The 25,138-nt window shown below is 71.5% G+C and carries 24 protein-coding genes and 1 pseudogene; 11 read left to right on the top strand and 14 right to left on the bottom strand.

What is annotated here, in order from left to right:
• Positions 1-7 precede the first annotated feature (7 nt).
• From AB0D34_RS25595 to AB0D34_RS25575, 5 genes are all read right to left on the bottom strand, one after another.
• A complete protein-coding gene (locus AB0D34_RS25595) occupies positions 8-988 on the bottom strand; it encodes an alpha-ketoacid dehydrogenase subunit beta (RefSeq protein ID WP_362665135.1) in 981 nt (326 codons plus the stop codon).
• Positions 976-1,953: a thiamine pyrophosphate-dependent dehydrogenase E1 component subunit alpha gene (locus AB0D34_RS25590; protein ID WP_362665134.1), complete on the bottom strand. Its 978-nt coding sequence runs from the start codon at positions 1,951-1,953 to the stop codon at positions 976-978. Before AB0D34_RS25590 ends, AB0D34_RS25595 begins: the two co-directional genes overlap by 13 nt.
• Complete coding sequence (locus AB0D34_RS25585; protein WP_362665132.1) at positions 1,940-3,298, bottom strand: M24 family metallopeptidase; 1,359 nt, start codon at positions 3,296-3,298, stop codon at positions 1,940-1,942. The genes AB0D34_RS25590 and AB0D34_RS25585 overlap by 14 nt, the downstream gene beginning before the upstream one ends.
• A 52-nt stretch (positions 3,299-3,350) precedes the next feature.
• Positions 3,351-3,992, bottom strand: coding sequence for an XRE family transcriptional regulator (locus AB0D34_RS25580; protein WP_362665130.1), 642 nt, complete (start codon positions 3,990-3,992; stop codon positions 3,351-3,353).
• A gap of 68 nt (positions 3,993-4,060) precedes the next feature.
• Entirely contained in the window at positions 4,061-5,206 is a 1,146-nt protein-coding gene (locus AB0D34_RS25575) for a sensor histidine kinase (protein ID WP_362665128.1), read from the bottom strand.
• 175 nt (positions 5,207-5,381) lie between these two features.
• Between AB0D34_RS25575 and AB0D34_RS25570 the strand changes: the two genes are divergently transcribed.
• The 4 genes from AB0D34_RS25570 (at position 5,382) to AB0D34_RS25555 (ending at position 9,271) form a co-directional block, all read left to right on the top strand.
• Complete coding sequence (locus AB0D34_RS25570) at positions 5,382-5,750, top strand: DUF4333 domain-containing protein (protein WP_362665126.1); 369 nt, start codon at positions 5,382-5,384, stop codon at positions 5,748-5,750.
• Positions 5,751-5,769: 19 nt separating this feature from the next.
• Complete coding sequence (locus AB0D34_RS25565; protein ID WP_362665124.1) at positions 5,770-6,492, top strand: ABC transporter ATP-binding protein; 723 nt, start codon at positions 5,770-5,772, stop codon at positions 6,490-6,492.
• 15 nt (positions 6,493-6,507) lie between these two features.
• Positions 6,508-8,496 carry an FtsX-like permease family protein gene (locus AB0D34_RS25560; RefSeq protein ID WP_362665122.1) on the top strand — a complete coding sequence of 663 codons (1,989 nt, stop codon included), beginning with the start codon at positions 6,508-6,510 and terminating at the stop codon, positions 8,494-8,496.
• A 79-nt stretch (positions 8,497-8,575) separates the two neighbouring features.
• Positions 8,576-9,271 carry a response regulator transcription factor gene (locus AB0D34_RS25555; RefSeq protein ID WP_362665120.1) on the top strand — a complete coding sequence of 232 codons (696 nt, stop codon included), beginning with the start codon at positions 8,576-8,578 and terminating at the stop codon, positions 9,269-9,271.
• A 1-nt stretch (position 9,272) separates the two neighbouring features.
• Here AB0D34_RS25555 and AB0D34_RS25550 read toward each other — a convergent pair whose 3' ends face one another.
• The gene (locus AB0D34_RS25550; protein ID WP_362665118.1) at positions 9,273-9,728 is read right to left on the bottom strand and encodes a potassium channel family protein; all 456 of its coding nucleotides are present in this window, start codon (positions 9,726-9,728) and stop codon (positions 9,273-9,275) included.
• Between the two features lie 161 nt (positions 9,729-9,889).
• On the opposite strand from AB0D34_RS25550, the gene AB0D34_RS25545 reads away from it, so the two are divergent.
• From AB0D34_RS25545 to AB0D34_RS25530, 4 genes are read left to right on the top strand one after another with little or no spacing between them, the layout of a single operon-like run.
• Positions 9,890-10,702 carry an SAM-dependent methyltransferase gene (locus tag AB0D34_RS25545; protein WP_362665116.1) on the top strand — a complete coding sequence of 271 codons (813 nt, stop codon included), beginning with the start codon at positions 9,890-9,892 and terminating at the stop codon, positions 10,700-10,702.
• A gap of 39 nt (positions 10,703-10,741) precedes the next feature.
• Complete coding sequence (locus tag AB0D34_RS25540; RefSeq protein ID WP_362665114.1) at positions 10,742-12,145, top strand: glutamine synthetase family protein; 1,404 nt, start codon at positions 10,742-10,744, stop codon at positions 12,143-12,145.
• A gap of 2 nt (positions 12,146-12,147) precedes the next feature.
• Entirely contained in the window at positions 12,148-13,305 is a 1,158-nt protein-coding gene (locus AB0D34_RS25535; protein WP_362665112.1) for an amidohydrolase family protein, read from the top strand.
• Positions 13,306-13,338: 33 nt separating this feature from the next.
• Complete coding sequence (locus AB0D34_RS25530) at positions 13,339-13,875, top strand: NUDIX hydrolase family protein (RefSeq protein WP_362665110.1); 537 nt, start codon at positions 13,339-13,341, stop codon at positions 13,873-13,875.
• 8 nt (positions 13,876-13,883) lie between these two features.
• Here the strand turns inward: AB0D34_RS25530 and AB0D34_RS25525 are convergent, their stop codons facing one another.
• From AB0D34_RS25525 to AB0D34_RS25515, 3 genes are all read right to left on the bottom strand, one after another.
• Positions 13,884-14,207: a DUF2218 domain-containing protein gene (locus AB0D34_RS25525; protein ID WP_362665108.1), complete on the bottom strand. Its 324-nt coding sequence runs from the start codon at positions 14,205-14,207 to the stop codon at positions 13,884-13,886.
• Positions 14,208-14,315: 108 nt separating this feature from the next.
• Complete coding sequence (locus AB0D34_RS25520) at positions 14,316-15,245, bottom strand: carbohydrate kinase family protein (protein WP_362665106.1); 930 nt, start codon at positions 15,243-15,245, stop codon at positions 14,316-14,318.
• Positions 15,242-15,919, bottom strand: coding sequence for a class II aldolase/adducin family protein (locus AB0D34_RS25515; protein ID WP_362665104.1), 678 nt, complete (start codon positions 15,917-15,919; stop codon positions 15,242-15,244). The genes AB0D34_RS25520 and AB0D34_RS25515 overlap by 4 nt, the downstream gene beginning before the upstream one ends.
• A gap of 80 nt (positions 15,920-15,999) precedes the next feature.
• Here AB0D34_RS25515 and AB0D34_RS25510 point away from each other — a divergent pair, with 80 nt between their 5' ends.
• The 3 genes and pseudogenes from AB0D34_RS25510 (at position 16,000) to AB0D34_RS25500 (ending at position 17,950) form a co-directional block, all read left to right on the top strand.
• A complete protein-coding gene (locus AB0D34_RS25510; RefSeq protein ID WP_362665102.1) occupies positions 16,000-16,659 on the top strand; it encodes a TetR/AcrR family transcriptional regulator in 660 nt (219 codons plus the stop codon).
• Between the two features lie 27 nt (positions 16,660-16,686).
• Positions 16,687-16,839 (top strand): annotated as a pseudogene (locus AB0D34_RS25505) (DUF1905 domain-containing protein); the annotation flags it as partial.
• 115 nt (positions 16,840-16,954) lie between these two features.
• Positions 16,955-17,950: a glycoside hydrolase family 43 protein gene (locus tag AB0D34_RS25500; RefSeq protein ID WP_362665435.1), complete on the top strand. Its 996-nt coding sequence runs from the start codon at positions 16,955-16,957 to the stop codon at positions 17,948-17,950.
• Here AB0D34_RS25500 and AB0D34_RS25495 read toward each other — a convergent pair.
• The 5 genes from AB0D34_RS25495 to AB0D34_RS25475 all read right to left on the bottom strand — a co-directional run bounded on the left by AB0D34_RS25495 (position 17,940) and on the right by AB0D34_RS25475 (position 25,066).
• The gene (locus AB0D34_RS25495; RefSeq protein ID WP_362665100.1) at positions 17,940-20,012 is read right to left on the bottom strand and encodes a beta-L-arabinofuranosidase domain-containing protein; all 2,073 of its coding nucleotides are present in this window, start codon (positions 20,010-20,012) and stop codon (positions 17,940-17,942) included. The genes AB0D34_RS25500 and AB0D34_RS25495 overlap by 11 nt on opposite strands.
• Positions 20,013-20,076: 64 nt before the next feature.
• Positions 20,077-21,954 (bottom strand): beta-L-arabinofuranosidase domain-containing protein, encoded by a 1,878-nt coding sequence (locus tag AB0D34_RS25490; RefSeq protein WP_362665098.1) that lies wholly within the window; start codon positions 21,952-21,954, stop codon positions 20,077-20,079.
• Positions 21,955-21,958: 4 nt separating this feature from the next.
• The gene (locus AB0D34_RS25485) at positions 21,959-22,780 is read right to left on the bottom strand and encodes a carbohydrate ABC transporter permease (protein WP_362665096.1); all 822 of its coding nucleotides are present in this window, start codon (positions 22,778-22,780) and stop codon (positions 21,959-21,961) included.
• A gap of 14 nt (positions 22,781-22,794) precedes the next feature.
• Positions 22,795-23,748, bottom strand: coding sequence for a sugar ABC transporter permease (locus AB0D34_RS25480; RefSeq protein WP_362665094.1), 954 nt, complete (start codon positions 23,746-23,748; stop codon positions 22,795-22,797).
• A 1-nt stretch (position 23,749) separates the two neighbouring features.
• Positions 23,750-25,066 (bottom strand): sugar ABC transporter substrate-binding protein, encoded by a 1,317-nt coding sequence (locus tag AB0D34_RS25475; RefSeq protein WP_362665091.1) that lies wholly within the window; start codon positions 25,064-25,066, stop codon positions 23,750-23,752.
• Positions 25,067-25,138: the final 72 nt, after the last annotated feature.

The raw sequence follows: 25,138 nt of genomic DNA, 5'->3' as shown, positions 1-25,138 counted from the left end.
GGGGTGTTCAGTACGCGGCCAGGCTCCTGACGGCCGCCACGACCTTGTCGACGGTGGGGATGACCTGTTCCTCCAGCGCGTCCGCGAAGGGCAGCGGCACGCACTCCCCCGCCACCCGCCGCAGCGGCGCGTCCAGCAGACCGAACCCCTCGTCGGCGACGACGGACACGAGGGTCGCGCCCCAGCCGCCCTGGTACGGGTTCTCCTCGACGGTGACCAGCCGGGAGGTCCGGCCGAGCGAGGCGAGGACGGTGGCCATGTCGAGCGGCACGAGCGTGCGCAGGTCGACGACCTCGACGTCGATGTCCTCCTCGGCGAGCAGCGCGGCGGCCTTCAGGGCGACCGGCACCATCGAGGCGAGCGCCACCAGGGTCACGTCGGCGCCCTCGCGCACGACGGCCGCCCTGCCCAGTTCGACGACGTGGTCCGGCGGTGCGGGCGGGCCCTTGGTGGCGAACAGCCCCTTGTGCTCGAAGAAGACGACCGGGTCGTCGCTGCGGATCGCCGCCGCCATCATGCCGGTGACGTCGGCGGGGGTGGCGGGTGCCGCGATCTTCAGCCCGGGCACGGTCAGCGCCCAGTTCTCCGTGGCCTGGGAGTGCTGGGCGCCGAAACCGAGCCCGCCGCCGTTGGCGGTGCGAACGACGAGGGGCACGGTGACCTGACCGCCCGTCATGTAACGCACCTTGGGTATCTCGTTGGCGAGGTAGTCCCAACAACAGGCCAGAAAGTCCGAGAACATGATCTCCGCGACCGGCCGCATCCCGGTCATCGCGGCGCCCATCGCCGCGCCCACGATGGCCTGTTCGGAGATCGGCGTGTCCCACACCCGCTCGGGCCCGAACTCCTTGAACAGCCCGACGGTCGTCTTGAACACCCCGCCTGCCTCGCCGATGTCCTCCCCGAGGCACACGACGGACGGATCGCGCCGCATCTCCCGCGCGATGCCCTCGGCCACGGCCTCCCGATAGGTGATCACGTCCGCCATGCGGCACCTCCGTCGGCCCAGACGTCGGTGAACGCCTCGCGTGGATCGGGCGGCGGCGCGTTCTTCGCCGCGTCCACGGCCCGTTGTACGACATCACGGGCCCGCTCGTCGGCCTCGGTGACCGTCTCCTCGGGCACCCCGGCCTCCGCCAGCCGGCCCCGCGCGAGGTCCAACGGGTCGTGCTTGAGCCAGCGTTCGACCTCCTCGGCCGGGCGGTAGGTCGCCGGGTCGGACCGGCTGTGCCCGAAGTGGCGGTAGGTCTCGGCCTCCAGCACGGCGGGCCCGTCTCCGGCCCGGGCCCGCCGCGCCAGCCGTGCCACCGCCTCCTGGACGGAGACGACGTCGTTGCCGTCGACGACCTCGCCGGGGATGCCGTAGGCGGGCGCCCGGTCGGCGGCGGGCCGGGGCACCGCGGTGACGTCGGCGATCGGCGTGTACTCCATGTACAGGTTGTTCTCGCAGACGAAGAGCACGGGCAGCTTCCATACGGCGGCCAGGTTCAACGCCTCGTGGAAGGCGCCGATGTTGGTGGCGCCGTCGCCGAAGAACGCGACCGCGAGCTGTCCGGTGCCGCGCAGTTTCGCCGACCAGGCTGCGCCGACCGCCATCGGGAGGTGGGCGCCGACGATGGCGTAGGAGCCGAGCATGTTGTTCGCGGCCTTGGTGAGGTGCATGGAGCCGCCCTTGGCCCCGCACAACCCCGTGGCCCTGCTCATGAGTTCGGCGAGGCACTCCTCGGGGGTGGCGCCGCGGGCCATCGCGTGGTGGTGGCCGCGGTAGGTGGCGAACACGTAGTCGTCCTCGCGCAGGGCCGCGCTCGCGCCGACGGCGATGGCCTCGTGCCCTGAGGCGAGGTGGGTGGTGCCCTTGACCAGCCCCTGGAGGAACAGGTCGTGGGCGGCTTTCTCGGTGCGGCGGATGAGGGCCATCTGCTCGTACCGGGTGAGGAGTTCAGCGGTGTCCATCGCCGGTCCCCCGGTGTCCGTCCGCGGTCCCCGTGTTCAGGTGGGACTGCGCCTCGCGCGCAGTGTTCAGTTCGCCGCCGACCGTCCAGTACTTGCGGCCCGCCACCAGCAGTTCCTCGGCGGGGAACTTGGTGATGACCTCGCAGCCGTCGGCGGTGACGACCAGTTCCTCCTCGATCCGGGCGGCGGACCAGCCGTCGGCGGCGGGCCAGTAGGTCTCCAGGGCGAACACCATGCCCTCTTCGAGGACTTCGGGGTGGTCCAGGGAGACCAGTCGGCTGAAGATGGGCTTCTCCCAGATCGACAGGCCCACCCCGTGGCCGTACTGGAGGGCGAAGGCGGCGGTCTCGTCGGCGAAGCCGAACTCCTCGGCGCGCGGCCACACTTGGACGATGTCGGCGGTCGTCGCGCCCGGCCGCACCAGGGAGATCGCCTCGTCCATGTACTCCCGGCAGCGGACGTAGGCGTCGCGCTGGGCACGGGAGGCGCTGCCGACGGCGAAGGTGCGGTAGTAGCAGGTGCGGTAGCCGAGATGGCTGTGCAGGATGTCGAAGAACGCGGGGTCGCCGGGGCGGATCAGGCGGTCGCTGTAGACGTGCGGGTGGGGTGAACAGCGTTCGCCGGAGATGGCGTTGACACCTTCGACGTACTCGCTGCCGAGGTCGTACAGGACCTTGCTGACGAGTCCGACGCACTCGTTCTCGCGGACTCCGGGGCGGAGGTAGCCGTAGAGCTCCTCGTAGGCCGCGTCGACCATCGCGCAGGCCTGGGCGAGCAGGGAGATCTCGTCGCCGGTCTTGATGCGGCGGGCCTCCAGGAAGACCTGCTGGCCGTCGACCACGTCGATGCCCTCGGCGCGCAGGGCGGCGAGGACGGGCATCTCGGCCACGTCGATGCCGAGCGGTTCGCCGGCCAGGCCGTGGGCGCGGAGTTCGGCGGCGATCTTCGCGGCGACGTCCTCGGCGATCCCGGCGTCCGGGTGGAAGGCACCGCGCAGGGTGGAGATGCCGGCGCGGGCCCCGGTGGGCGGACCCTCCTTGCCGTCGCTGTAGTCGAGCCACGGGTTGTAGAGCTGGTGGTGGCGGGCCGCTGAGCCGAAGTCCCAGACGATCGGTTCGCCGCCGCGGACCAGCAGGGCGAAGCGGATCAGCTTGTCCATCGCCCAGGTGCCGATGTGCGTGGCGGTCATGTAGCGGATGTTGGCGAAGTCGAAGCTGAGCACGGCGCCCAGTTCGGAGCGGTTGAGCGTGTCGTGGAGCCGGGCCAGGCGCTGTCGGCGCAGCCGGTCCAGGTCGACGCGCTCTTCCCAGTCGACGGCATTGGGGCCGTATGTGCGGATCGCCATCGCGACCACCCCCACCATCGAGTCAACGACCGACCGCGAGGGGTGTCAAGTGTCACTGAACACTTTGGCCGGCTCGGCCGGCGACGAACCAGACACCCACGGCCGGCTCGTCGCCGTCGTTGCGGTAGCGGTGGGGGGTCGTGGACTCGAAGCAGACGGCGTCGCCGGGGCGCAGGACCTGTTCGCCGAAGCCGAGGGTGAGGACGAGTTCGCCCGAGGTCAGCCAGCCGTACTCGGTGCCGGGGTGCCGCATCAGGCCGCCCGAGGTCGAGGAGGAGCCGCCGGGCCGGTAGGTGACGAGCAGGAAGTCGACGTCCGTGCCGGGGACGTGCCCGAGCCGCTCCCACACCACGCCGGAGTCCAGTTCCAGCACCTCCCGCTCACCGGGGGTGACCAGGGGTCCTATGCGCCGGCCGGGGTCGGCCGCGAAGGCGGCCAGGGCGTGTACGACCGTGGCCGAATGCGCCGCCACAGCCGTCTCCGGCACCTCGAAGAGGGCTTCGAGGGATATGCCGAGAGCCGTGGTGATGGCGTACAGGGTGCTCACCGACGGCTGGCTCTTGCCGGTCTCGATCTGGGAGACCAGGCTCGCGGAGACGCCGACCTCACGGGCCAGTGCGCGCAGGCTCAGGCCGCGCTCCAGACGCGCCTGCCGGATGCGCGCGCCGACGGACGGCACGGGGGCAGGGGACACGGTCGGGCTCCTCTCGTGTGCAGCCCCATTGAACATCCCGGGTCCCCGGCCCCGGAAGACCAGCCGCATCAGCCGGGAAAGACCGCTCGCACCTCCCACCCGTACCGGTCCCGCGGCCCGGCGTGGAGTTCCCCGCCCAGTGCCGTCACCCGCTCCTTCAGACCGACGAGCCCGAAGCCGCCCCCGTGGGCCGCCGCCGGCAACTGGCTGCCGCCGCGCCCGTCGTCGGACACGGTCACCTCCAGACGCGCCTGCCGGTACCCCAGCCGGACGGTGACCTCGGTGGCGTCGCCCGCGTGCCGCCGTACGTTGGTCAGGGCCTCCTGCACCACCCGGAAGGCCGCCGCCTGGACCTCGTGCGGGAGGTCGTCGGGCACGGTGGGTTCGCGGTGCAGGGTGGCCTTCTGGACGGGGCTCGAGAAGCCGTCGACCAGCCCGGCGACGGCCGCGAGGTCTCCCACCGGGCGGCGGTCGGCGGCGTCCTCGGTGTCGCGCAGGACGCCGACCGTGCGGCGCATCGAGGCGAGCGCCTCGGTCGCGGCGCGCTCGATGCCGGCGAGGACGGGATCGAGGTCGTCGGAGTCGGACTCCGCCATCATGCGGGCCACCTGGGTCTGCACCAGGATCCCGGTGACATGGTGGGCGACGAAGTCGTGCAGGTCGGCGGCGATGGCGAGGCGTTCGGAGCGCCGGGTCTCGCTCACGGCGACGGTTCGCCGGTAGTCCTGCGAGCGCAGATACGCAGCGAACGCCACGGTCAGTCCGATCAGGACGAGCCCGATCACCATGTACGACAGCAGGAAGTCGCCGTCGTCGAGGAACAGTCGCACCGGCAGCGCGAGCAGGGCGGCCCCGTCGAGCGACGCGCACGCCACCACCGAGGTGCGCGGACAGTGCCGTACGGCGACGAACAGCAGGCACAGCAGGATCGCCGGCTCGCCCGGTCCGAACAGGGCACTGGAGCGCAGCACCGAGTCGAGCGTGCACAGCAGGGAGGCCACGGCCGGTACGGCGGTGCGCAGTTGGGGGGTGAGCCAGGCCGGGCGTCGGTGGGCCGGCCACAGGACGGCGGCGGCGCCGAGCAGCAGCACGGCCGTCTGCGGCAGGCCGATGTCCCGGTCGACGCCCGTGGCGAGGAGATCGACGACGGCCGCCGCGACGAGGGCACCGATGCCTGCACCCGCTACGCAGCCCCGGGCGGTGACTGACTTCATGCCGATCACCGTATGCGCGGGTGACGGCGCCGGGATCGGCCGAATGGTCGAGGCGTGGCCGTGCCGGGCCCCGAGTCGGTGGCCGTTCGGCCGAGGCGGGCGCCCGGGCCCGCGGGCGAGGGTGGAGCCACTTCACCGGGGAGGCGCCTGCTCCCCCTGTCCTCAGGAGTACGTGATGCAGCGCAAGTACCTCGTCACCGCCGTCGGCGGACTGGCCGGCGCGGCCGTCGTCTTCGGGCTCGGCACCCACTTCCTGGCCGGCACCGAGTCGACCACCGCGCTGGACACGCGGAGCACGGCGTCCGTCGGCGGCCACAAGGCGCTCGCCGCGTACGTCGTCGAGGGCCGCACGCAGAGCAAGTACCACCCGCTGCCCTGGACAGGGGTGAAGCTCTCGGACGTCAGCTGCCCCAGCGGGCTCAAGGCCGTCGCCGGAGCCACCCTCACCTGCACCGGCAAGAAGAGCGGCGGCGGGACCGTCGACATCCCCGTCAGCGTGGTCAAGGCCTCGGCCACGTCCGTCACCTGGAAGTTCGACCGCTAGCAGAGGACCGGCTCACATCATGCACACCGTTCTGGCCGGTTACGGCCTCGTCAAGAAGTACGGCTCCACCACCGCCCTGGCCGGGGTGGACGTCGAGGTCCGCGAGCGCGAGTCGCTGGCGATCATGGGTCCGTCCGGTTCGGGCAAGTCGACCCTGCTGCACACGCTCGCCGGGATCGTCCGCCCGGACGGCGGTGAGGTGCTGCTGCGCGGCGAGCGAAGCGAGATGGGGGTCCCCCCGGCCGAAGGCTGGGGGCGCATCGACCGGTTCGGCGAGAACCGGCTGAGCGCACTGCGCCGTAAGCGCTTCGGGTTCGTCTTCCAGTCGGGGCAGTTGCTCCCCGAGCTGCCCGCCGAGGAGAACGTGGCCCTGCCGCTGATGCTGGAGGGCATGCCCCGCAGGCAGGCCGTCGAGCGGGCCCGCCGCTGGTTCGCACCGCTGGGCCTTGACGGCCTCGCGCACCGCAGGCCCGGCCTGCTCTCCGGCGGTCAGGCCCAGCGGGTGGCGATCGCCCGCGCCCTGGCCGTCGAGCCGGACGTGGTCTTCGCCGACGAGCCGACCGGCGCCCTCGACCAGGCCACCAGCACGGAGGTGGTCCGGCTGCTGACGTTCGTCACCCGCGACTCGGGCGCCGCCCTGGTCATGGTCACCCACGACGCGGACGTCGCCGCCCACTGCGACCGCGTCCTGCAGGTCCGCGACGGCCGAATCAGCGGCCACAGCCAGTACACGGTCACCTGAGCGGCAGGAGATGACATGCGTTCCCCCGTTCTGCCCCTGACCTGGCACCTGGTCCGGTCCTCCGGCCGCCGCGGGCTCCAGAGCCGGCTGCTCGCGGCCGGCGCGGCCGCCGTCGGCGCGTTCGTCCTGCTGGTGATGCTCGCCGCCGCCCTCGGCTCCGGCGCCCGCGCCGACCGCACCGCCTGGCGGACCCCCGAACCCGTGAGACACGGCACCGCGGTCCAGACGCTCGCGACGACGTACGTACGCCACGAGCCCGTCACCGTCGTCTCCCTCGCCCGGCTCGCCGGGCGCCCCGAGACCCTCGCCCCGCCCGGCCTGAAGACCTTCCCGAAGCAGGGCCAGGTGTACGTCTCCCCCACCCTGGCCTCGCTGCTGCACGAACTGCCCGCCGACCAGCTCGCCGACCGCTTCCCGAAGGTGTCGTCGTACGGCACGATCGGCGCCGCGGGTCTCGCCTCGCCGGACGAGCTGGTGGCCGTCGTCGGACGAGCCCCGACCGATCCGGCGGTGTCCGCGAAGGCCGAGGGGGCCACGGTGTACGACATCGACCAGGCCGCGCGGGCCGAGATCACCGGTTTCTCCGGCACCCGCCCGAGCCTGTTCACGTACGCCGACCAGCCGACGGCACTGCTGGGGGTGGCCCTGCTGGTGATGCCCGTGGTGGTCCTCGCCGCGGCCTCCGGGCGGCTGGGCGCAGCCCGCCGCGAGCAGCAGCTGGCCTCGCTGCGGCTGGCCGGGGCAACGCCACGGCAGATCATCGCGATGACCGCGCTGGAGACGGCGGCGCTCGGCGCGGCCGGTGCCCTGACGGGCGCGGCACTGTATGTGGCGCTGTTGCCCCTGCTCGCCGGGATCCCGTACGGCATCGGCGGCTGGTACACCGATCAGCTGTGGGTCGGGCTGCCCTGGCTGGCGGCGGTGGTCCTCGCGGTCACCGGGCTCATCACGGTCAGCGCGGTGTCGATGCTGCGCCAGGTCGCGACCTCGCCCCTCGGCGTCGCCCAGCAGGCCGATCCCCGGCGCACCCGCTGGATCCGGTTCGCGCTGTTCGTGGCGGTACTGCTCTACGTCTGGAGTTCCACCGGGGGCGGGCAGGTGTCGACCCGGCAGGTGATCGGCATGCTCCTGCTGTTCTACGGCGCGTTCTGGCTGTTCGGGCCCTGGGTGGTGGACCGGCTGGGCCGACTGGTGAGCCGCTTCGCCCGCCGCCCGGCGACGCTGCTGGCGGGCCGCCGGCTGAGCGACGACCCCCGGGGCGCCTGGCGGACGGTCAGCGGTCTGGTCCTTGCCGGGTTCGCGGCGGGGTTCTTCGCCGTCAGCATGGTGGGCGTGGACGGTTCCGCGCACCGGGACCAGGTGGCCGTGGCGGGCGCGCACGCCGCCGAGGTACGCACGCTCCTGCGTGCCGCCAAGGTCGACGCGACCGTCCGCACGGTCGGCGAGGACGACTGGGACGGACTGCTGAGCGGCACTCCGGGTGCAATCGCGCACGTCTCCGGCGGTGGCCAGGCCCGGATCGACACCGCCGTCACCGCACTCATGTCCGCGAGTCCGGGACAGCTGCCGTACACCCAGGACTACGCAAGCGCGGGCGACCGCTCGGCCATCGGCCGCTTCGCCGAGGTCAGCACGGCGACGCTGGCCCTGAGCTTCCTGGTCGCGACGGCGTCGGCCGGTCTCACCGCCGCGGCGGGCGTCCTGGACCGACGGCGCGTCTACGGCCTCCTGCGCCTCGCCGGCGCCCCCCTGAAGGTGCTGGACCGCGCCCGGGTCCGCGAGACGGTCATCCCCCTCGTCGTGCTGGCCGGCGGCACCACCGCCATGGGCGTCTACGCCTCCTACCGCCTCAACAAGGCCGTCGGCGCCTCGATCAACGCCACGGGCGCGCTGGAACTGGCCGCGTGCGTGGCGGTCGGCGCGCTGGCCATGTTCGCGGCGATCGGCGGCAGCCGGCCGTTGCTGCGGAGGGTGACGGAGGACGCGGCGAGCAGGGCGGACTGAGTCACGGGCCGCGGGAACCCGTTCCGCTCGCGACCCTCCGCACCCCTGCGAGGCACCCCCCTGAGGCATGATCGGACCCATGACGAGCCCCACCCCGCCGACCTCCCCCATCCGCGTGCTGATCGCCGACGACCAGGACATGATCCGTACCGGATTCCGGTTCTTCCTCGACGCGCAGCCCGACATGACCGTGGTCGCCGAGGCCGCCGACGGGGAGACCGCAGTGCGGCTGGCGCGGGAGGTGCGGCCCGACGTGTGTCTGCTGGACATCCGGATGCCGAAGCTGGACGGCCTGGAGGCGACGCGCCTCCTTGCGGGGCCCGACGTCGCCGACCCCATGCGCGTGGTCGTGGTCACCACCTTCGACCTCGACGAGTACGTCTACGGCGCACTGCGCGGCGGCGCCTGCGGATTCCTGCTGAAGGACTCCGGGCCCACCCTCCTCGCGGAGGCCGTCCGGGCCGCCGCGGCCGGTGACTCGCTGGTCTCCCCGTCCGTCACCGTGCGCCTGCTCCGGCATGTCACGGCGGAGCCGGAGCCCGTCGTCGCGGCCCGCCCTGCGCCGGGCGGCGAGCCCCTGACCGACCGTGAGCTCGACGTGGTCCGCCTGGTCGCCCTCGGCCGTACGAACGCCGAGATCGCCGCCGAACTGTACGTCTCCCTCTCCACGGTCAAGACCCACCTCTCCAGCGTCCAGCTCAAACTCGCCGCCCGGAACCGGGTGGAGATCGCGGCCTGGGCCTGGCAGCACGGACTGGCGCAGCCGGAGGGTTGAGTCACCCCTTCTTCCGCGCCGCCCCCAGCAGCTCCTCCAGCCGGTCGAAGCGCTCGTGCAGGGCGTGCAGGGTCTCGGCCTCCACCTGGTGGAGGCGGTGGCGGCGCTTCTGCTCCCGCGCCACGAACCAGGTCGCGAGGGCCGCCGTGACCATGCCGTACGTCGTGATCCCGACGACCATGACCACGGTGCCGACGGCCCGGCCCCACCAGGTCACGGGGTAGAAGTCGCCGTACCCGACGGTGGTCGCCGTCTCGACCGACCACCACAGCGCCTTCGGGTACGAGGTGAGATTGGCGCCCCGCGCCCCGTCCTCGGCGGCGACCACCGCCCAGGAACCGGCGAGCATCACCACCAGGAGAACGGCGGTCGCCGCCCCCGCGGCCTTGAGATGGAGCGAGCGTCCTTCCCGGCCGAGCAGCAACTCGACCGCCCTGGAGAGGAATCCGGGCAGCATGCGCACTCCTCGCGCCAACGGGTCCGTACCCGGCAAGTGTCGCCGCCGGAAGATCCGGCAGCATCTCGAACAGAGCGTTCAGGTAGCCGTTTCCCGGGACAAGCTGATCATCGGACGGCACAATGGCGGCGACGGCCGCAGGCACGAGAAGGAGCACAGTCGTGAGCGAGAGCCACACCCCGTCGGGTGCGTCGGCGAGGCTGAACACAGGTGTGGCGCACAACGCGCGCGTGTGGAACTACTGGATCGGCGGCAAGGACAACTACCAGGTCGACCAGCGGGTCGGCGACCATGTCGCCGGGATGTTCCCGATCATCCGGGAGATCGCCCGCGCGGACCGCTGGTTCCTGGGCCGCTCGGTGCGCTTCCTCGCCGAGGAGCGGGGCATCCGGCAGTTCCTCGACATCGGCACCGGACTGCCGACGGTGGACAACACCCACGAGATCGCCCAGCGCATCGCGCCCGACGCGCGGATCGTCTACGTCGACAACGACCCGATCGTCCTCGTCCACGCCCGCGCCCTGCTGACCAGCACCTCCGAGGGCGTCACCGACTACATCGACGCCGACGTCCACGACCCGGCCACCATCCTCGAACGCGCCGCGCGGACCCTGGACTTCACCAAGCCGGTCGCGGTGATGATGCTCGGCATCCTGAACTTCGTCCTCGACACCGACGAAGCGCGCAGGATCGCCCGCGAGGTCATGGCGGCGATGCCCGCGGGCAGCCATCTCGCCCTGACGCACCCCACGTTCGACGCGGAGCTCGGCGGCGAGGGCCAGATCCCCGCCATGAAGTTCTGGAACGAGAACGCCACTCCGCCGATCACGGCCCGCAGCGGCGAGGACATCGCCGCGTTCTTCGAGGGACTCGACCTCCTCGAACCGGGCCTGGTCTCCTGCTCGCAGTGGCGCGCGGAGTCCGACTCCCCGACCGTGGTACCGCAGTTCGGCGCGGTGGCCGTGAAACCCTGACGCGGGATCCGAACCAGCCCAGCCCGTCGTGGAGGACGTATGACCACCCTTGCCGACCCTGTCCCCGGCGGCCGCCCCGGTGACGTGGACCGCGCCACCGCGATCGGCGACGATCTGTATAAGAAGGGGGTGCACGGAGTCGTCCTGGCCTACGTCGACACCGCGGGCATCTGCCGGGTGAAGACGGTCCCGACGGCGAAGCTGCCCTCGGCCGCGGCCTGGGGCGTGGGCATGTCCCCGGTGTTCGACACCTTCCTGGCCAACGACTCCATCGTCACCACCGACACCCTGGGCACCCCCGACGGCGATCTGCGCCTCTTCCCGGACCTCGACCGGCTCGTGGCGCTGGCCGCGCAGCCGGGCTGGGCGTGGGCGCCGGTCGACCGGATCACACAGGAGGGCGAGCGCCACCCGGGCTGCTCCCGCACGGTCCTCAGGCGGATCGTCACCGAGGCCGCCGAGCGGTACGGCATCACGTTCAAGGCGGGTGTCGAGATCGAGTGGGCGGTGGGCGAGGGCCCGGCGGCCGACGGCGACTTCGTGCCCGCGGTGTCGGGACCGGCGTACGGCGCCACCCGGCAGATCGAACTCGGTGAGTACACGGCCGATCTGCTGGCGGCCTGCGCGGAGCAGGGCGTCGAGGTCGAGCAACTCCATCCCGAGTACGCGGCCGGGCAGTTCGAGATCTCCACGAGCGCCCTGGACCCGGTGGCGGCGGCCGACGTCAGCGTCCTCGTACGGCACACGATCCGGGCGGTGGCCCAGCGGCACGGGCTGGTCGTCTCGTTCGCCCCCTCGGTCTTCGCGGAGGGCGTCGGCAACGGCGGCCACCTCCACCTGTCCGCCTGGCGCGACGGCGTGAACCTGCACTCCGGTGGCAAGGGCCGGTACGGCATGACGCCCGAGGCCGAGTCCTTCGTGGCCGGTGTCCTGGCGCACCTGCACGCCCTCACGGCCCTGACCGCGCCGAGCCCGGCCAGCTATCTGCGCCTCAAACCCTCCCAGTGGGCAGGGGTGTTCACCGCGTGGGGCCGGGAGACCCGGGAGGCGGCCGTCCGGATCGTCACCGGCACGGCGGGCCTGACCGACCGCGCGGCGAACCTGGAGCTCAAGCCGGTCGACCTGGCCGCGAACCCGTATCTCGCCTTCACCGGTCTGATCGCCGCAGGACTCGACGGCCTGACCTCGTCCACCCCGCTGCCCAAGGAGATCACCGGCGATCCGGCCCTGCTCGCCGCCGACGAGGCGGCCGCCGCGGGCGTACGCCGACTGCCGACCTCCCTCTCCCAGGCGGTCCGGGCGTTCCGCGCCGACGAACGCCTGCGGGCCGCGCTGGGCCCGGTCCTCGCCGACGCCGTGGTCGCCGTCCGCTTCGGCGAGGTCGACTCGGTGGCGGACCTGGACGACGACCAGATCGCGGCGGCGTACCGCTGGAAGTACTGAGCATGAGCGCGCCCCCTGTCCAGGAGGCTCTCGACGCAGTGCGGCTGGTGGACCACCACTGCCACGGGGTCGTCACCGACGGCCTCGACCGGCCCGGCTTCGAGTCACTGATCACCGAAGGCGCGGTATGGCCCGGTATCTCCGCCTTCGACAGCCCGGTCGGTGTGGCGGTCCGCCGCCACTGCGCTCCCCTGCTTGACCTGCCCCGGCACGCGGCGCCCGAGGACTATCTCGCCCGCCGCAGCGAACTCGGCCCTCAGGAGGTCAACCGCCGCTTCCTGACCGCCGCGGGCACGGACGTGTTCTGCGTGGACACCGGGTACGCGGCGGAACGTCTCAGCACCCCGGCACAGCTGGCGGAGGCGGCCGGCGCGGCGGCGTATGAGGTCGTACGGCTGGAGGGGGTCGCGGAGGCGGTGGCGGCGCGGGGTGTGGAGCCGCGCGCGTACGCCGACGTGTTCCGCGCGGCGGCCCTGGAGGCCGTGGGGCGTCCTGGCGTGGTGGCCGTGAAGTCGGTCGCCGCCTATCGCACCGGCTTCGACCTGGACCCGGCGCGCCCCTCGGACGCGGAGGTCGCCCGGGCCGCCGCCGACTGGCTGGCCCGCGGGGGCCGACTGGCCGACCCGGTGCTGGTACGGCATCTGCTGTGGACCGCCGTGGACCTGGGGCTGCCGCTCCAGCTGCACACCGGGTTCGGCGACAGCGACATCCGGATGCACCGCGTGGACCCGACCCACCTCACCGACTGGCTGCACCTGACCGCCGGCACGATCCCGGTCCTGCTGCTGCACTGCTGGCCGTACCAGCGGCAGGCCGCCTATCTGGCCGCCGTGTTCGAGCAGGTGTACCTGGACGTGGGCCTCACCCTGCACTACGTCGGCCCCGCGCGGTCCCGGGCGATTCTGGCCGAGGCGCTGGAGATCACGCCGTTCCGCAAGCTGCTGTACAGCTCCGACGCGTACGGAGTGGCCGAGTTCCATCTGCTCGGCGCGCTGTCCTTCCGGCACGGCCTGGCCGGTCTGCTGCAGGAGCGGGTGGACGCCGACGAGCTGAGCCTGCCGGACGCGTTGCGCATCGCAGCCTGGACGGGCGGGGACAACGCCCGCCGCCTCTACGGACTTCCTGCCCCGTCCCCCGTCCCACCAGGCGAGCGCGACTGAGCGCCCGCCGTCCCCGGAAAGTATGATCCAACAATGTCTGACTTGACCGATACCACGCCCGGCTGGCTGAGCGCCGACGACCTCGAGCAGGCGCGCGCCCGGATGCCCATCCTGTACGTCGAGGCCGTGCCCGTGCGCGTCGACGACAGCGGCGAAGTCACCAGCGTCGGCCTGCTGCTGCGCATCGGCCCCGACGGAACGGTCAGCCGGACGCTGGTCTCCGGCCGCGTTCTGCACCACGAGCGGGTCAGGGACGCCCTGCTGCGCCACCTGGAGAAGGACCTCGGACCTGTGGCCCTGCCCCGGATCCCGTCCTCGCTCCAGCCGTTCACGGTCGCGGAGTACTTCCCGACCCACGGGGTCACGCCGTACCACGACCCGCGCCAGCACGCGGTGTCCCTCGCCTATGTCGTCCCGGTGACCGGCGACTGCCGGCCCCGCCAGGACGCCTTGGACCTGGTGTGGTTCAGCCCCCAGGAGGCCCTGTCGCCGGCGGTGGCGAGCGAGATGCCGGGTGGTCACGGGGTGCTGCTCAAGCAGGCGCTGGCCCACGTGGGCTGCGTGATCTGAGGTCCCGGTCAGTCGGTCTCCGTGCGCTGCGTGGTACCGGGCGCGCCGCCGTCCCGCGTCCACTCGACGACGAGTTTGCCGCCGAAGCGGACCAGGTGGCTGCCGACGACGCTCTCCAAGAGTTCGAGGTGCTCGGACTCCGTCTCCAGCGTCAGCAGCAGCGCACCCTCGGTGGCGGTGAGGGAGCCCTTGCCTTCGTTCGGGAAGAGCAGGCTGCCCTCACCGCTGTCCTCGTCCCAGCTGGTCCGAATCCGACGGCCGAGGTGTGAGGCGAGCTGCTTGGCGTAGCGGTGCGGGCGGTCGGTGGCGACGCGGGCTTCGGAGCGAGGCACGGGTACTCCCAGGAGTGCGGTGGCGCGGTACGAACTCGATGCTGCCGCAACATCGATCGCCCCGCACCCATTCCGCACCCCTCGCACACCGCAACGTATGCGTGCGCCCTACGCGCGGGTCCCGCTCGTCATCGAGAACTCGTCGGCCTCCGCCAGGTCGAACTCCCCGTGGTCGCTGCCCAGCCCCTGCGCCACCAGAGCGGCCGACGCACATCCGAGTACGGCCGCCTCGCGCGGTGTACGGCCCAGGCTCATCCCTCTCAGGAAGCCCGCCGAGAAGGCGTCGCCGCAGCCGGTGGTGTCGACGACCTCGACGTCGAAGGCGGGGACCGTCTCCGTGCCCTCCGCGGTGACCAGGAGGGCGCCGTCGCCGCCCCGGGTGACCGCGACCAGGCCCACCCCGCCGGCCACGAACCTCTTCGCGCCGGTGACGACGTCCAGTTCCTCGCTGAAGCCGAGGACCTGGTCCTCGTTGGGGAGCAGGAAGTCGATGTACGGCAGCAGCGGTTCGATCTGGTCGAAGGTGCCGAGCTCACCGGGGGCGAGGAGGTCGACCGAGGTGACCACGCCGTGTTCCTTGGCGTACGCGAGGATGCGTGCGGCGACCTCGGCGCCGATCAGCTCGGGGCCGCCGAGGTGCAGGTGGCTCGCCGCGGCGACGGCGTCCCAGGGCACGTCGTCGAGGCCGTAGGTGATGTTGGCGCCGAGGAGGTGGAGGGTGGGGCGGTCGCCGTTGGGGCGGATGGGCAGGACGGTCGCGGAGGTGGAGGTGTCGATGCGGCGGACGAGCAACGAGGTGTCGATGCCCGCCTTTTCGAGGAGCTGGGTGAGGAGATCTCCCGTCGGGTCGGTGCCGATCGCTCCGGCGGTGCGCACCGAGGCGCCCAGCTTTGCGAGGGTGAGCGCGGTGCCGGCGGCCGTACCGGCGGCGGTCATGCGGATGTCCTCGACCAGGGTCGCGCCCTGGCCCTCGGGTAGCTCCTCGACCGGCCGGACCAGTACGTCCAGCACGTGCACGCCCATGGTGACGACGTTCATCTGTTCCCCTCCTGTGCGGATTGCATGGTGCCGTAGTTACGGGCGAGAGCGGCCTCGATCACCGCGATCTGCTGCTGTTCGTCGAGGACGCGTGGTGTGCCGAGGGCCGCGGCGCGCTGGTACACCCCGCAGGCCCACTCGAGCAGGAGCGCGTGCTCGACCGCCTTGTCGAGGGACGGGGCGTGGGTGACGGCGCCGTGGTTGGCCATGAGCGCGGCGCCCCGGCCCTCCAGTGCGGTGAGGACCGACTCGGCGAGGTCCGGGGTGCCGAAGGTGGCGTACGGCGCTACCCGGACGGTTCCGCCGAGAGCCAGCAACTGGTAGTGGATACAGGGCAGTTCGTCGAGGACGAGGGAGAGCGCGGTGGCCATCGGGGCGTGGGTGTGCACGACGGCGGTGGTGCCGTAGCGGCGGTAGACACCGAGGTGGAGGTCCAGCTCGGAGGTCGGCAGCAGGCCTCCGGCCACGATCTCCCCGTCGAGGTCCACGACGGTCACCTGGTCCGGGGTCAGCTCGGCGAGGACCGCGCCGGTCGCGGTGATCGCCACGCGGTCGTCGACGCGCACGCTGACGTTGCCCGCCGTACCGATGAGCAGGCCTTCGGCCCCCAGACGGCGGCAGGCGTCCGCCACGGCGGCCCGCTCCTCGCCCAGCACCGGGCTTGAGTCGGTCATGCGCGCGACGCTAACCTAAACGTGAAACAAAGTCACGTTCAGGTTCGGAGGTTGTCGCGTGAGTGTGCGAAGGTCGTCTGGTGAGTGAACCCACCTCTCAGACCGACCCGGCTGCCTGGATCGCCTCCCTGCGCCGCACTCCCCAACAGGCCCGCAGCCGGGCCCGGTTGGCGCGGGTGCTGGACGCCGCCGAGCGCATCCTGGTCGAGGAGGGCGTCGAGTCGCTCACCACGACCCGGATCGCGTCCGAGGCGCGGGTGTCGGTCGGCTCGCTGTACCAGTATCTGCCCGACCGCGGCGCGATCATCGAGGCCCTCGCGGCGGGTTACTTCGCGAAGCTGGAAGCGGCGATGGACGCGCTCGTCGAGGCCGCTTCCGTCGAGCGCTGGGAGGACCCGGTCGGCGTCCTCATCGACGCGTACGCCGAGATCTACCGCACCGAACACGGCTTCCGCGCCCTGTGGTTCGGCAGCGGACTGACCGAGCGGACCCGGGCCGCGGACCGCGAGCACAAGCGACGGATGGCCGACGGGATCCGCCGCGTCCTGCTCGCGCTGGACCTCGCCGAGGACGACGAGACCCTCGCCCGCGTCTGCCACGCCGCCATGCTCGCCGCCGACGCCCTCGCCCAGGAGGCCTTCCGCCGGGACACCAAGGGGGACGCGGCCCTGCTGGAGGAGGCGAAGATCCTGCTGCGGGGATATCTGACGGACATCGCGGCGCGCTACAACGTCTCCTGACGTCCTTCTGTCGACGGGGTGGACCTCATGCAACTCACCTTCACCGGCCGGGTGATCGAGTGGCGCGGCCCGGCGCCCTACTACTTCGTCCCGGTCCCCGACCAGGAGTCCGCCGACATCGGCGAGGTCGCCCGCATGGCCACGTACGGCTGGGGCGTGATCCCGGTCGAGGCCAGGCTTACGGCGGGGATGACGTGAGGGTGGAGCTGACGGTCCGCTTCTGACCTGTGCCAGTGATCACCCGCGGACGTATCGTTCAGCCGTGACCTGCACCGAGCCCCTCCGGCTGCCCGACATGCCCTTGCACGATCCGTTCGTCGTCGCCGACGAGGAGACGCGGACCTACTACCTGTACACGTCCAACGAACCCTCCGTTTCGGGCGTCGAGGGTGTCGGGACGATGGTGTACCGGAGCCGGGACCTGCGGGACTGGTCGCGGCCCGTCGTGGTGTTCCGCGTGGGTGAGCAGGAGGGCCTGTGGGCGCGGGACGGCGGGTGGGCGCCGGAGGTGCATGCGTGGGCCGGCAGGTACTACCTCTTCACCACCCTGCACGACGAGGGCACGCCGCTGCCGGTGCCGCCCGCGGGGCGGTGGGGCACGCCCTTCCAACTGCCCAACCATGCGCGCGGCACCGTCACCGCCGTCGCCGACTCGTTGCTCGGGCCCTTCACGGTCGTCGACCCCGCCGGCCCCACCCCGCCCGCGCACCTCATGACCCTCGACGGCACCCTGTACGTCGATCCGGACGGGCAGCCCTGGATGGTGTACGCGCACGAGTGGCTGCAGACCGTCGACGGGACGATCGAGGCCGTGCGGCTGACTCCGGATCTGACCGGCACCGTCGGGGATCCCGTCTACCTGTTCAAGGGCTCGGACGCGTCCTGGCTCGGTGAGCAGATCCCCGCGGGCGTACCGCACCAGCTCGCGCCCTACGTCACGGACGGGCCCCAGCTGTACCGCACCCCTGACGGCGCCCTCCTGATGCTGTGGTCCACGTACGAGAAGAACACGGCCGGGGCGGACGGCACCGTCAGCGGCGGTTATGTGCAGACCTACGCCGTCTCCAAGTCCGGTGAGCTGACCGGCCCCTGGGAGCAGCGCCGACCGCTGGTCCGGGACGACAGCGGACACGGCATGCTGTTCCGGGCCTTCGACGGCCGGCTGATGATGATCCTTCACCGTCCCTTCGAGAACGCGCGCGGGAAACTGTACGAGGTGGAGTTCGAGGGCGATGAGCTGCGGGTGCTGCGCCGGCGCACCGACCTCGACGGCGACGGCATCAGCGCCTGAGGTTCGCGTTCTGGGCGGCGGTCACCACTCGGTCGCGTTCGGTCGTGCTCAACAGCCCCGCAGCAAGCCAGACTTCGGCCAGCGACCGAACCGCCTGCACGAACCCGCCCGACGACGCGAACGGCGCCTGCCCCCACAGCACGTCCAGGAACGTCAACCCGTCGCCACGCGGCCGGTTCGGTACGCCCGAGTCGGTCCCCCCGAACACGATGACCGGTTCGGAGCGCTTGAAGTAGGCGTGGTAGCGGGTGCCGTCGGCGATGTGGAAGGGGGCGAGGGTCAGGCCGTGCGTGGTGAAGTGCAGCGGGCGGCCCTCGGGGCGGATCGCGTCGGCGAGGTCGCCGCGCAGGGCGAAGCTCTTGTAGAACGAGAACTCGCGGAAGGTCGGCGCCGGGCTCCGCGCCACCAGCAGCACCGGGCCGTAGAAGAGTGACTGGACCGTCGGGTCGTCCAACGCCCTCTCGACGCGCAGTCGGTAGGGGGTCGAGAGGTCCACCCTGTCGCCGGCCCGCCAGTCCCTGTTGAGGGTGACATAGCTGCCGGGCACGGCCCCGACCCGCTGCCGTACGCCGTTGACCGTGACGGTGACGCCTGACGTGGCCCAGGACGGGACGCGGAGTCTCAGGTCCAGCCTGCCGCCGCCCTCGCGGAAGGTCAGGGTGCGGACTCCCTCGTGCGGATAGGCACTCGTCTGCTCGACGACGATCCCGCGTTCCGGCCAGCGCAGTGTCGAGGCGAGGTGCAGGTTGACGTACAGCGCGGTGCCGTCGGCGGAGCGGAAGTAGATGGAGTCCTGGTACTTGGTGTGGTTCTCCATGCCGGTGCCGCCGCAGCACGTCCCGGTGTTGTCGTACTCGCGCACCACGCCCGGGCCCATGCCCACGAAGTACGTGACCTCCGGGCTGCTCGTGCTGGGAGTGTCCCGGCGGGAGGCGAGGATGTGGTTGGTCAGGCCGCGCTCGTAGTAGTCCGGGTACCTGGGGTCCGGGTCGCGGAAGAACAGCTGACGGCTCAGCTTGAGCATGTTGTACGTCGCGCAGGTCTCGGCGTTGTTGTCGCCCAGGGTGGCCGCGACGGCGTTCCGGGCCCGGAACATCTCGCCCTGTCCTGTGCCGCCCAGGCTGTAGGTGCGGGGCCCTGCGACCATGCCCCAGAAGTTGCGGGCCGCGGCGGCATAACGTGCGTCACCGGTGTGGTCGAACAGCCGGACGTAGCCGGTGAATTGGGGGATGTGCTGGTTCGCGTGCCGCCCGTCGAGTATGTCCCGGTCCTCGGAACAGGCGTCCAGCAGCGCGGTGTTGTCGAAGCAGCGGGCGGCCGCGAGGTGTTCGGGCCGTCCGGTGAGCGCGTACAGGTCGATCAGTGCCTCGTTCATACCGCCGTACTCACCCGCGATGTAGATCGACCACATCCGCTCCAACTGGGCCTTCGGCAGCCGGGACAGACGGCTGTGCGCCCAGTCCCCCATCGCCGAGGCGATCCGCAGCGCCTGCTGGTTCCCACCCAGCGTGTGGGCGTCGAGCAGGCCGCGCATGATCTTGTGGCAGGTGTAGTACGGCGCCCAGATGGTGGGGTACGTCGTGTAGCTCTCCAGCAGGATGAACTGCGTCTCCGGGTACGCTGCGAGGTAGCCGGGATGGCTCGGCCTCGGCGAGCCGTGCTCCGCGAAGGCCTGCTGACACTCGCCGAGTGCGGTGACCAGGTAGTCGAGCTTGGTCTTGAGGGCCGCTTCCCCGGTGCCGGCGTACGCCTGGGCGATCAGCGAGAGGAAGTGGCCGCCGTAGTGGCCGCGCAGGTTGCCGTCGGCGGTCTCCCAACCGCCGGGCGGCCGGGCGCCCCGCGTGTCCAGGCCGGCGTTGGCCCGGAAGACGGCCAGGACGCGGTCGGCCGGATAGGAGCGGGCGTAGTCGAGCATGAGGTCGCGCTTGCGACGGAACACGCCCTCGCCGAGGGTGACTTGGCCGAGGGGGAAGGGGTGCACCGCCCAGCCGGGTGCCGCTGCTGCGTGGGACGGGGTGGCGATCTGTGCGAGGGGCACGGCGGCCGCAGTCGCGGCTGCCATGCCCAACACGGTTCTGTGAGTGGGGGGTTGGGGGGACATGTTCGGTCTCCGATCATCGGGTCCGTCAGGGGTGGGTCATCGGCAGCCACACACGCATCGTCGAAGGGCCGCGGTTCGCCCAGGAGTTGTAAGGCACCAGCACGATCCCCCGCTGCTCGGCGGCGGACACCTCGCTCCGGTCCAGTGGGGGGAACGGCCACGGCCGGTCGTCCGGCACAGCCAGTTCACCCGGCACCACGACCGTGTCGTCCGGTCCGTCCACCGGTTCGGCGGTCGGATCCACCCGTACGGCGTCGACGTCCCGTCCGTCGGGCAGGTCCACGGACTCGGCGCAGTACACGAGCGGGCCGCGCTGGACGGCGAGCGTGCCACGGACCGCGTCGACGCGGGGGTCCGGCGTGATCCAGCGTGGCACGACGGGCAGTTCGAGCCGGACCTCGTCGCCGGGGCGGAAGACACGGGTGACGGCAGCCGTGCCCGGGGTGACCGTACGGACGCTCCCGTCCGTGTCCACCAGCCTGGCCGTGGCGCCCTCGGTCCAGGCCGGGACGCGCAAAGACAGGGTCCACGGATGGTCCGGGGAACGGGCGATCCGGACGGTCACGGTCCCGCCGGACGGGTAGTCGGTACGGACCCGCAGAGCGATGCCGTCGACGCAGATCTCGGCATCCGCGTACTGGTGGAGCTGGATGCCGTGGTCGTCGACGGAGGCCAGACAGGTGGGCAGCACAGCCAGGGTGCGGGCCACGTTGGTCGGGCAGCAGGACACCGCGAACCAGGGGGCGCGGAGGCTGGATTCGGCTCGTGGGCTCACGGCGTCCGCGGCGGGGACGGTGCCGCGTCGGCGGCGGTGCAGGGTGTTGGCGTAGAAGAAGGACCGGCCGTCCTCGGACGGTGAGGTCGCCACGACGTTGAACAGGGTCCGCTCGGCGAGGTCGGCGAAGCGTGGTTCGCCGGTGGCGAGGAGGAGCCGCCAGCTGAGCATCACGGAGGCGACGGCGGCACACGTCTCCGAGTAGGCGCGGTCGGGCGGGAGGACGAAGTCGTCGCCGAAGGACTCGTCGCGATGGTGGGAGCCCATGCCGCCGGTCAGGTAGGTGCGGCGGGCGACCGTGGTCTCCCACTGCCGTACGACCGCCGCGAGGAGTTCGTCGTCGCCGGTCTCCACGGCGACGTCGACGGCTCCGGAGGCGAGGTAGAGGGCGCGGACGGCGTGGCCGCGCAGGACGGTCGCCTGTCGTACGGGGATGTCGTCCTGGTAGTAGGCGCGTCCGAACTCGCCGTCCGCGAGGGTGCCTTGGCCTCGGCGGTCGATGAAGAGGGCGGCCTGGTCGAGGTAGCGTTGCTCGCCTGTCGCGCGGAACAGTTCGACGAGGGCGGTCTCGATCTCGGGGTGCCCGCAGACGCCTTCGATGCCTCCGGGACCGAACGTGGCGCACACATGGTCGGCGGCCCGGCGGGCGACCTTCGCCAGCTCCCCTTCGCCCCGGGTGCGGATCTGGGCCACGCCCGCCTGGATCAAGTGGCCGTAGCAGTACAGCTCGTGGCCCCATTCGAGGTCGCTGTAGCGGGGCTGCTGGCCGGGGCGGCCGTAGGCGGTGTTGAGGTAGCCGTCGGGTTCCTGGGCGGAGGCGATCGCCTCGGTGACCGGGTCGAAGCCGACGCCTGCCCAGGTCATCGCTTCGAGCAGCTTGTAGACGTCGGAGTCGGCGAACTCCCTTCCGCGGCGGGCCGCCACGGGTGCGCGGAAGTTGCCGGTCCAGCCGACGCGTTCCTCCCATGCACGGCAGTGGTCGAGGGTGGCGGTGGCGTTGACGTCCCGGCGCCGGGCCCAGAAACCGCCGGTGATCCGGACCTCGTCGAGACCGAGGGGCCGTAGGCGACCGCGGCTCGGGGCTACCGGTACTGCGAGGTCCGTGTCCGCCTTCGAGTTCGGCTTCAACGCATCATCCCTTCAGGGCACCCGACATGAATCCGCGCACGTAATGCCGTTGCAGAAGCAGGAACACGAGGAGACAGGGGACGGCGAGGACCACCACGCCCGCCTCGGTGGCGCCGTAGTCCACGGCACCCATGCTCTGTTGCCGCAGGTTCGCCACGGCCAGCGGCAGCGGGGCCTTCTCGCTGTCGGAGATGAGGATCAGCGGGGCGATGAAGTCGTTCCAGGCCGCGAGGAAGGCGAACAGGCCCACGGTGATCAGACCCGGCCGGACCGCCGGGAGCAGTACCCGGCGCAGGGCGCCCGCGGTACCGCAGCCGTCGACGAGGGCCGACTCCTCCAGTTCACGTGGGACCGCCTCGAAGGAGATCCTCATCATGAAGGTGGCGAACGGGAGTTGGAACATGGCGAGGACCAGGCTCAGCCCGATCAGGGAGTTCTGCAGGTGCAGCCGGCCGAGGAGGACGTAGAGGGGGATGAGGAGGGTGGCGTACGGGACCATCAGGATGGCCAGGGTCAGCAGGAACAGCAGGTTCTTGCCGGGGAAGCTGAAGCGGGCGAAGGCGTAGCCGCCGAGGAGCGACACACCGAGGGTCAGCAGGACTGTGAGGGCCGAGACGACGGTCGAGTTGAGGAGATAGCGCCACAGGCCGGCGTCGTAGTCGAGCAGCGTGCGGTAGTTGCCGAGGCCGTAGCCGGATTCCTGGGCGGTGCCGGGCTGTGCGCTGACCGAGGCCCAGGTGTTCCACAGCAGCGGGAAGAGGAAGATGACGGCCAGGCCTGAGGCGACGACGTAGTACGGCGTCTGTCCAAGAGGTCGGGTGCGCACGGCGAAGTCCCCTTTCATGACTCGTCGGCGTGGCGCAGACCGCGGAACTGAAGGATGTTGAGGAGCAGCAGCACGGCCAGCACGATGATCGAAAGGGCCGCCGCCGTACCGAGGTTGAGGCGTTGGAACGCCTCCCGGTAGATCAACTGCACCACGGTCACGGTGCTGTTGTCGGGGCCGCCCTTGGTGAGGACGAAGAACTGGTCGAAGGCCAGCAGCGATCCGGTCACGCACAGCAGCAACGACAGGGCGAGGGACGGCCGCAGCAGCGGCAGGGTGATGGAGCGGAAGATCTGCCCGCGGCTCGCGCCGTCCATGCGGGCGGCCTCGTACAGCTCGTGCGGGATGCGCTGGAGGCCCACCAGCAGGATCAGCATGTAGAACCCGGCGAACTTCCAGACGACCAGGAACACCGTCGACAGCAGCGCGGAGGTCGGTGTGCCGAGGAAGGACACGGGGTCGTCGACCAGGCCCAGCGTCTCCAGGGGGCGGCTGAGGGGGCCGGTGGTGGGGCTGTACATGCCCCAGAAGAGGAGGGAGGCGGAGGCGAGTCCGAGGGCGCCGGGCAGGAAGTAGACCGTGCGGAACAAGCCTGTGCCGGGGCGGGACTCCTGCACCAGCAGGGCGAGGAGGAGCGCGAGGCCGAGGAGGACGACCGTGACGATGCCCGTGTAGAGGAGTGTGAAGCGGACGGCGGGCCAGAACAGGGGGCCGTCGGTGACGTCGGTGTAGTTCTCCGGGGTGTTGCCGCCCTGGTCACCGGCGAGCAACGGCCAGTCGTGCAACGACATCTGGCCGACGAGGAGCAGGGGCAGGACGAAGAAGACGGCGACGAACACGGCTGTGGGGGCCGCGTATCCGAGGCCTTGGAGGCTGCGGGAGTGCCACCACTTCGGGCGGCGGCGGTGCGGCGGGTCCGTCCGGACCGGGAGTTCGGTGGCCGCCCGGTCCGGTGTCTTCACCTGCATGTCAGTCGCCCAGCGAGGCGGTGACGGCCTCGTTGTCCTTGTCGACCTTCGCCCCGTCCCCGAACACGGCGTCGCGCATCAGCGTCAGCCAGGGCCCGTTGGGGTCGTTGAAGGTCTGGCCGAACTTCAGGGCGTACGGCGTACGGCCGTCCGCCACGAGCTGGTTGATGGCGACCAGGCGGGGATCGGCCTTGGAGTACTTGTTGGACGCGAGATCGGTGCGCGCGACCACGTCCTTGTGGGCGGCGACCACGTCGACCTGTGCCTCGTCACCCACGGACCAGGCGAGGAAGTTCCAGGCCTGGTCGGCCTTGTCGCTGGTGGCCGAGATGCCGATGGCGTCGCCGCCGACGAAGGTGGACTTGCCGCCCTCGGGACCGGGAATGGGGGCGACACCGAGGTCGAGGTCCTTGGGCATCAGGCCCAGGGTCGTCGACGGCATGGGCATCACGCCGGTCCTGCCCTTCGGGAAGACGCCGGTCCAGGTCACCCCGGTCTCGTCGCGGGCGCCGGGGGCCACGATGTCGTCCTGGACCCAGCCGCGGTAGGTGTCGTAGACCTTCTTGGCGGTGTCGGAGGCGAGGGTGGCCTCGGTGCCGTCCTCGTTCATGACGTCCTCGCCGGCGGCCCAGATCGACGGCCACCAGGTGAAGACACCGCAGCCGCCGCAGTTGCCGCCGAAGAAGGTGCCGTTGACCCCGCCGCCCAACTTGTCGACGGCACGCGCCTGTTGGTCCCACTCGGCGAGCGTGGTGGGGGGCTTCTCCGGGTCGAGCTTCGCCTGGCGGTAGAGGTCCTTGTTGTAGAAGAGCACCGACAGGTCGAGAGTGTGCGGGACGACGTACTTCTTGCCGTCGTACGTGCCCGCCTTGATGTGCGACTGGGCGAGGTCGTCAGCGAAGGGCAGCGCGTCGATACGGTCGGTGAGGTCGGCGAAGAGCCGGCTGGAGGTGTAGTTCGGGACGAACACCACGTCGGAGGCGAAGAGGTCGGGGAGGTCCTTGGAGCCGGCGGCCGCGCCGACCTTGGCCTGGTAGTCGTCGGTGGGGACGACGGTCAGCTCGACCTTGTTCTTGTGCTTCGCGTTGTACGCCTTGACCAGGGCCTCGCTCTGCGGGCGGGTCGCCGCGCGGGTCCACATCGTGAGGGTGGCGCCGTCGTCGACGCCCTTCGCGTCCGCCTTGCCCCCGCCTCCCCCGCCGCCCGGGTCGTCGTCCTCCGATCCGCAGGCCGTGGCCAGGCCGAAGGTGGCGACCAGGGCTACTGCGGCGGTGACGAGACGGCGGACGGGCCCCGGTGATCCGGTCGGGCTCCCCATGACGATCCCCCTTCGTGACGAGCACCCGGAAGAAACGAGCCGAAAAGGCTTTCGTCAAGCTAGAACCGAGCT

Source organism: Streptomyces sp. NPDC048420, from assembly GCF_040651535.1.
In the GTDB taxonomy this organism is placed as follows: domain Bacteria; phylum Actinomycetota; class Actinomycetes; order Streptomycetales; family Streptomycetaceae; genus Streptomyces.
This window is presented reverse-complemented; position numbering and strand designations above follow the sequence as displayed.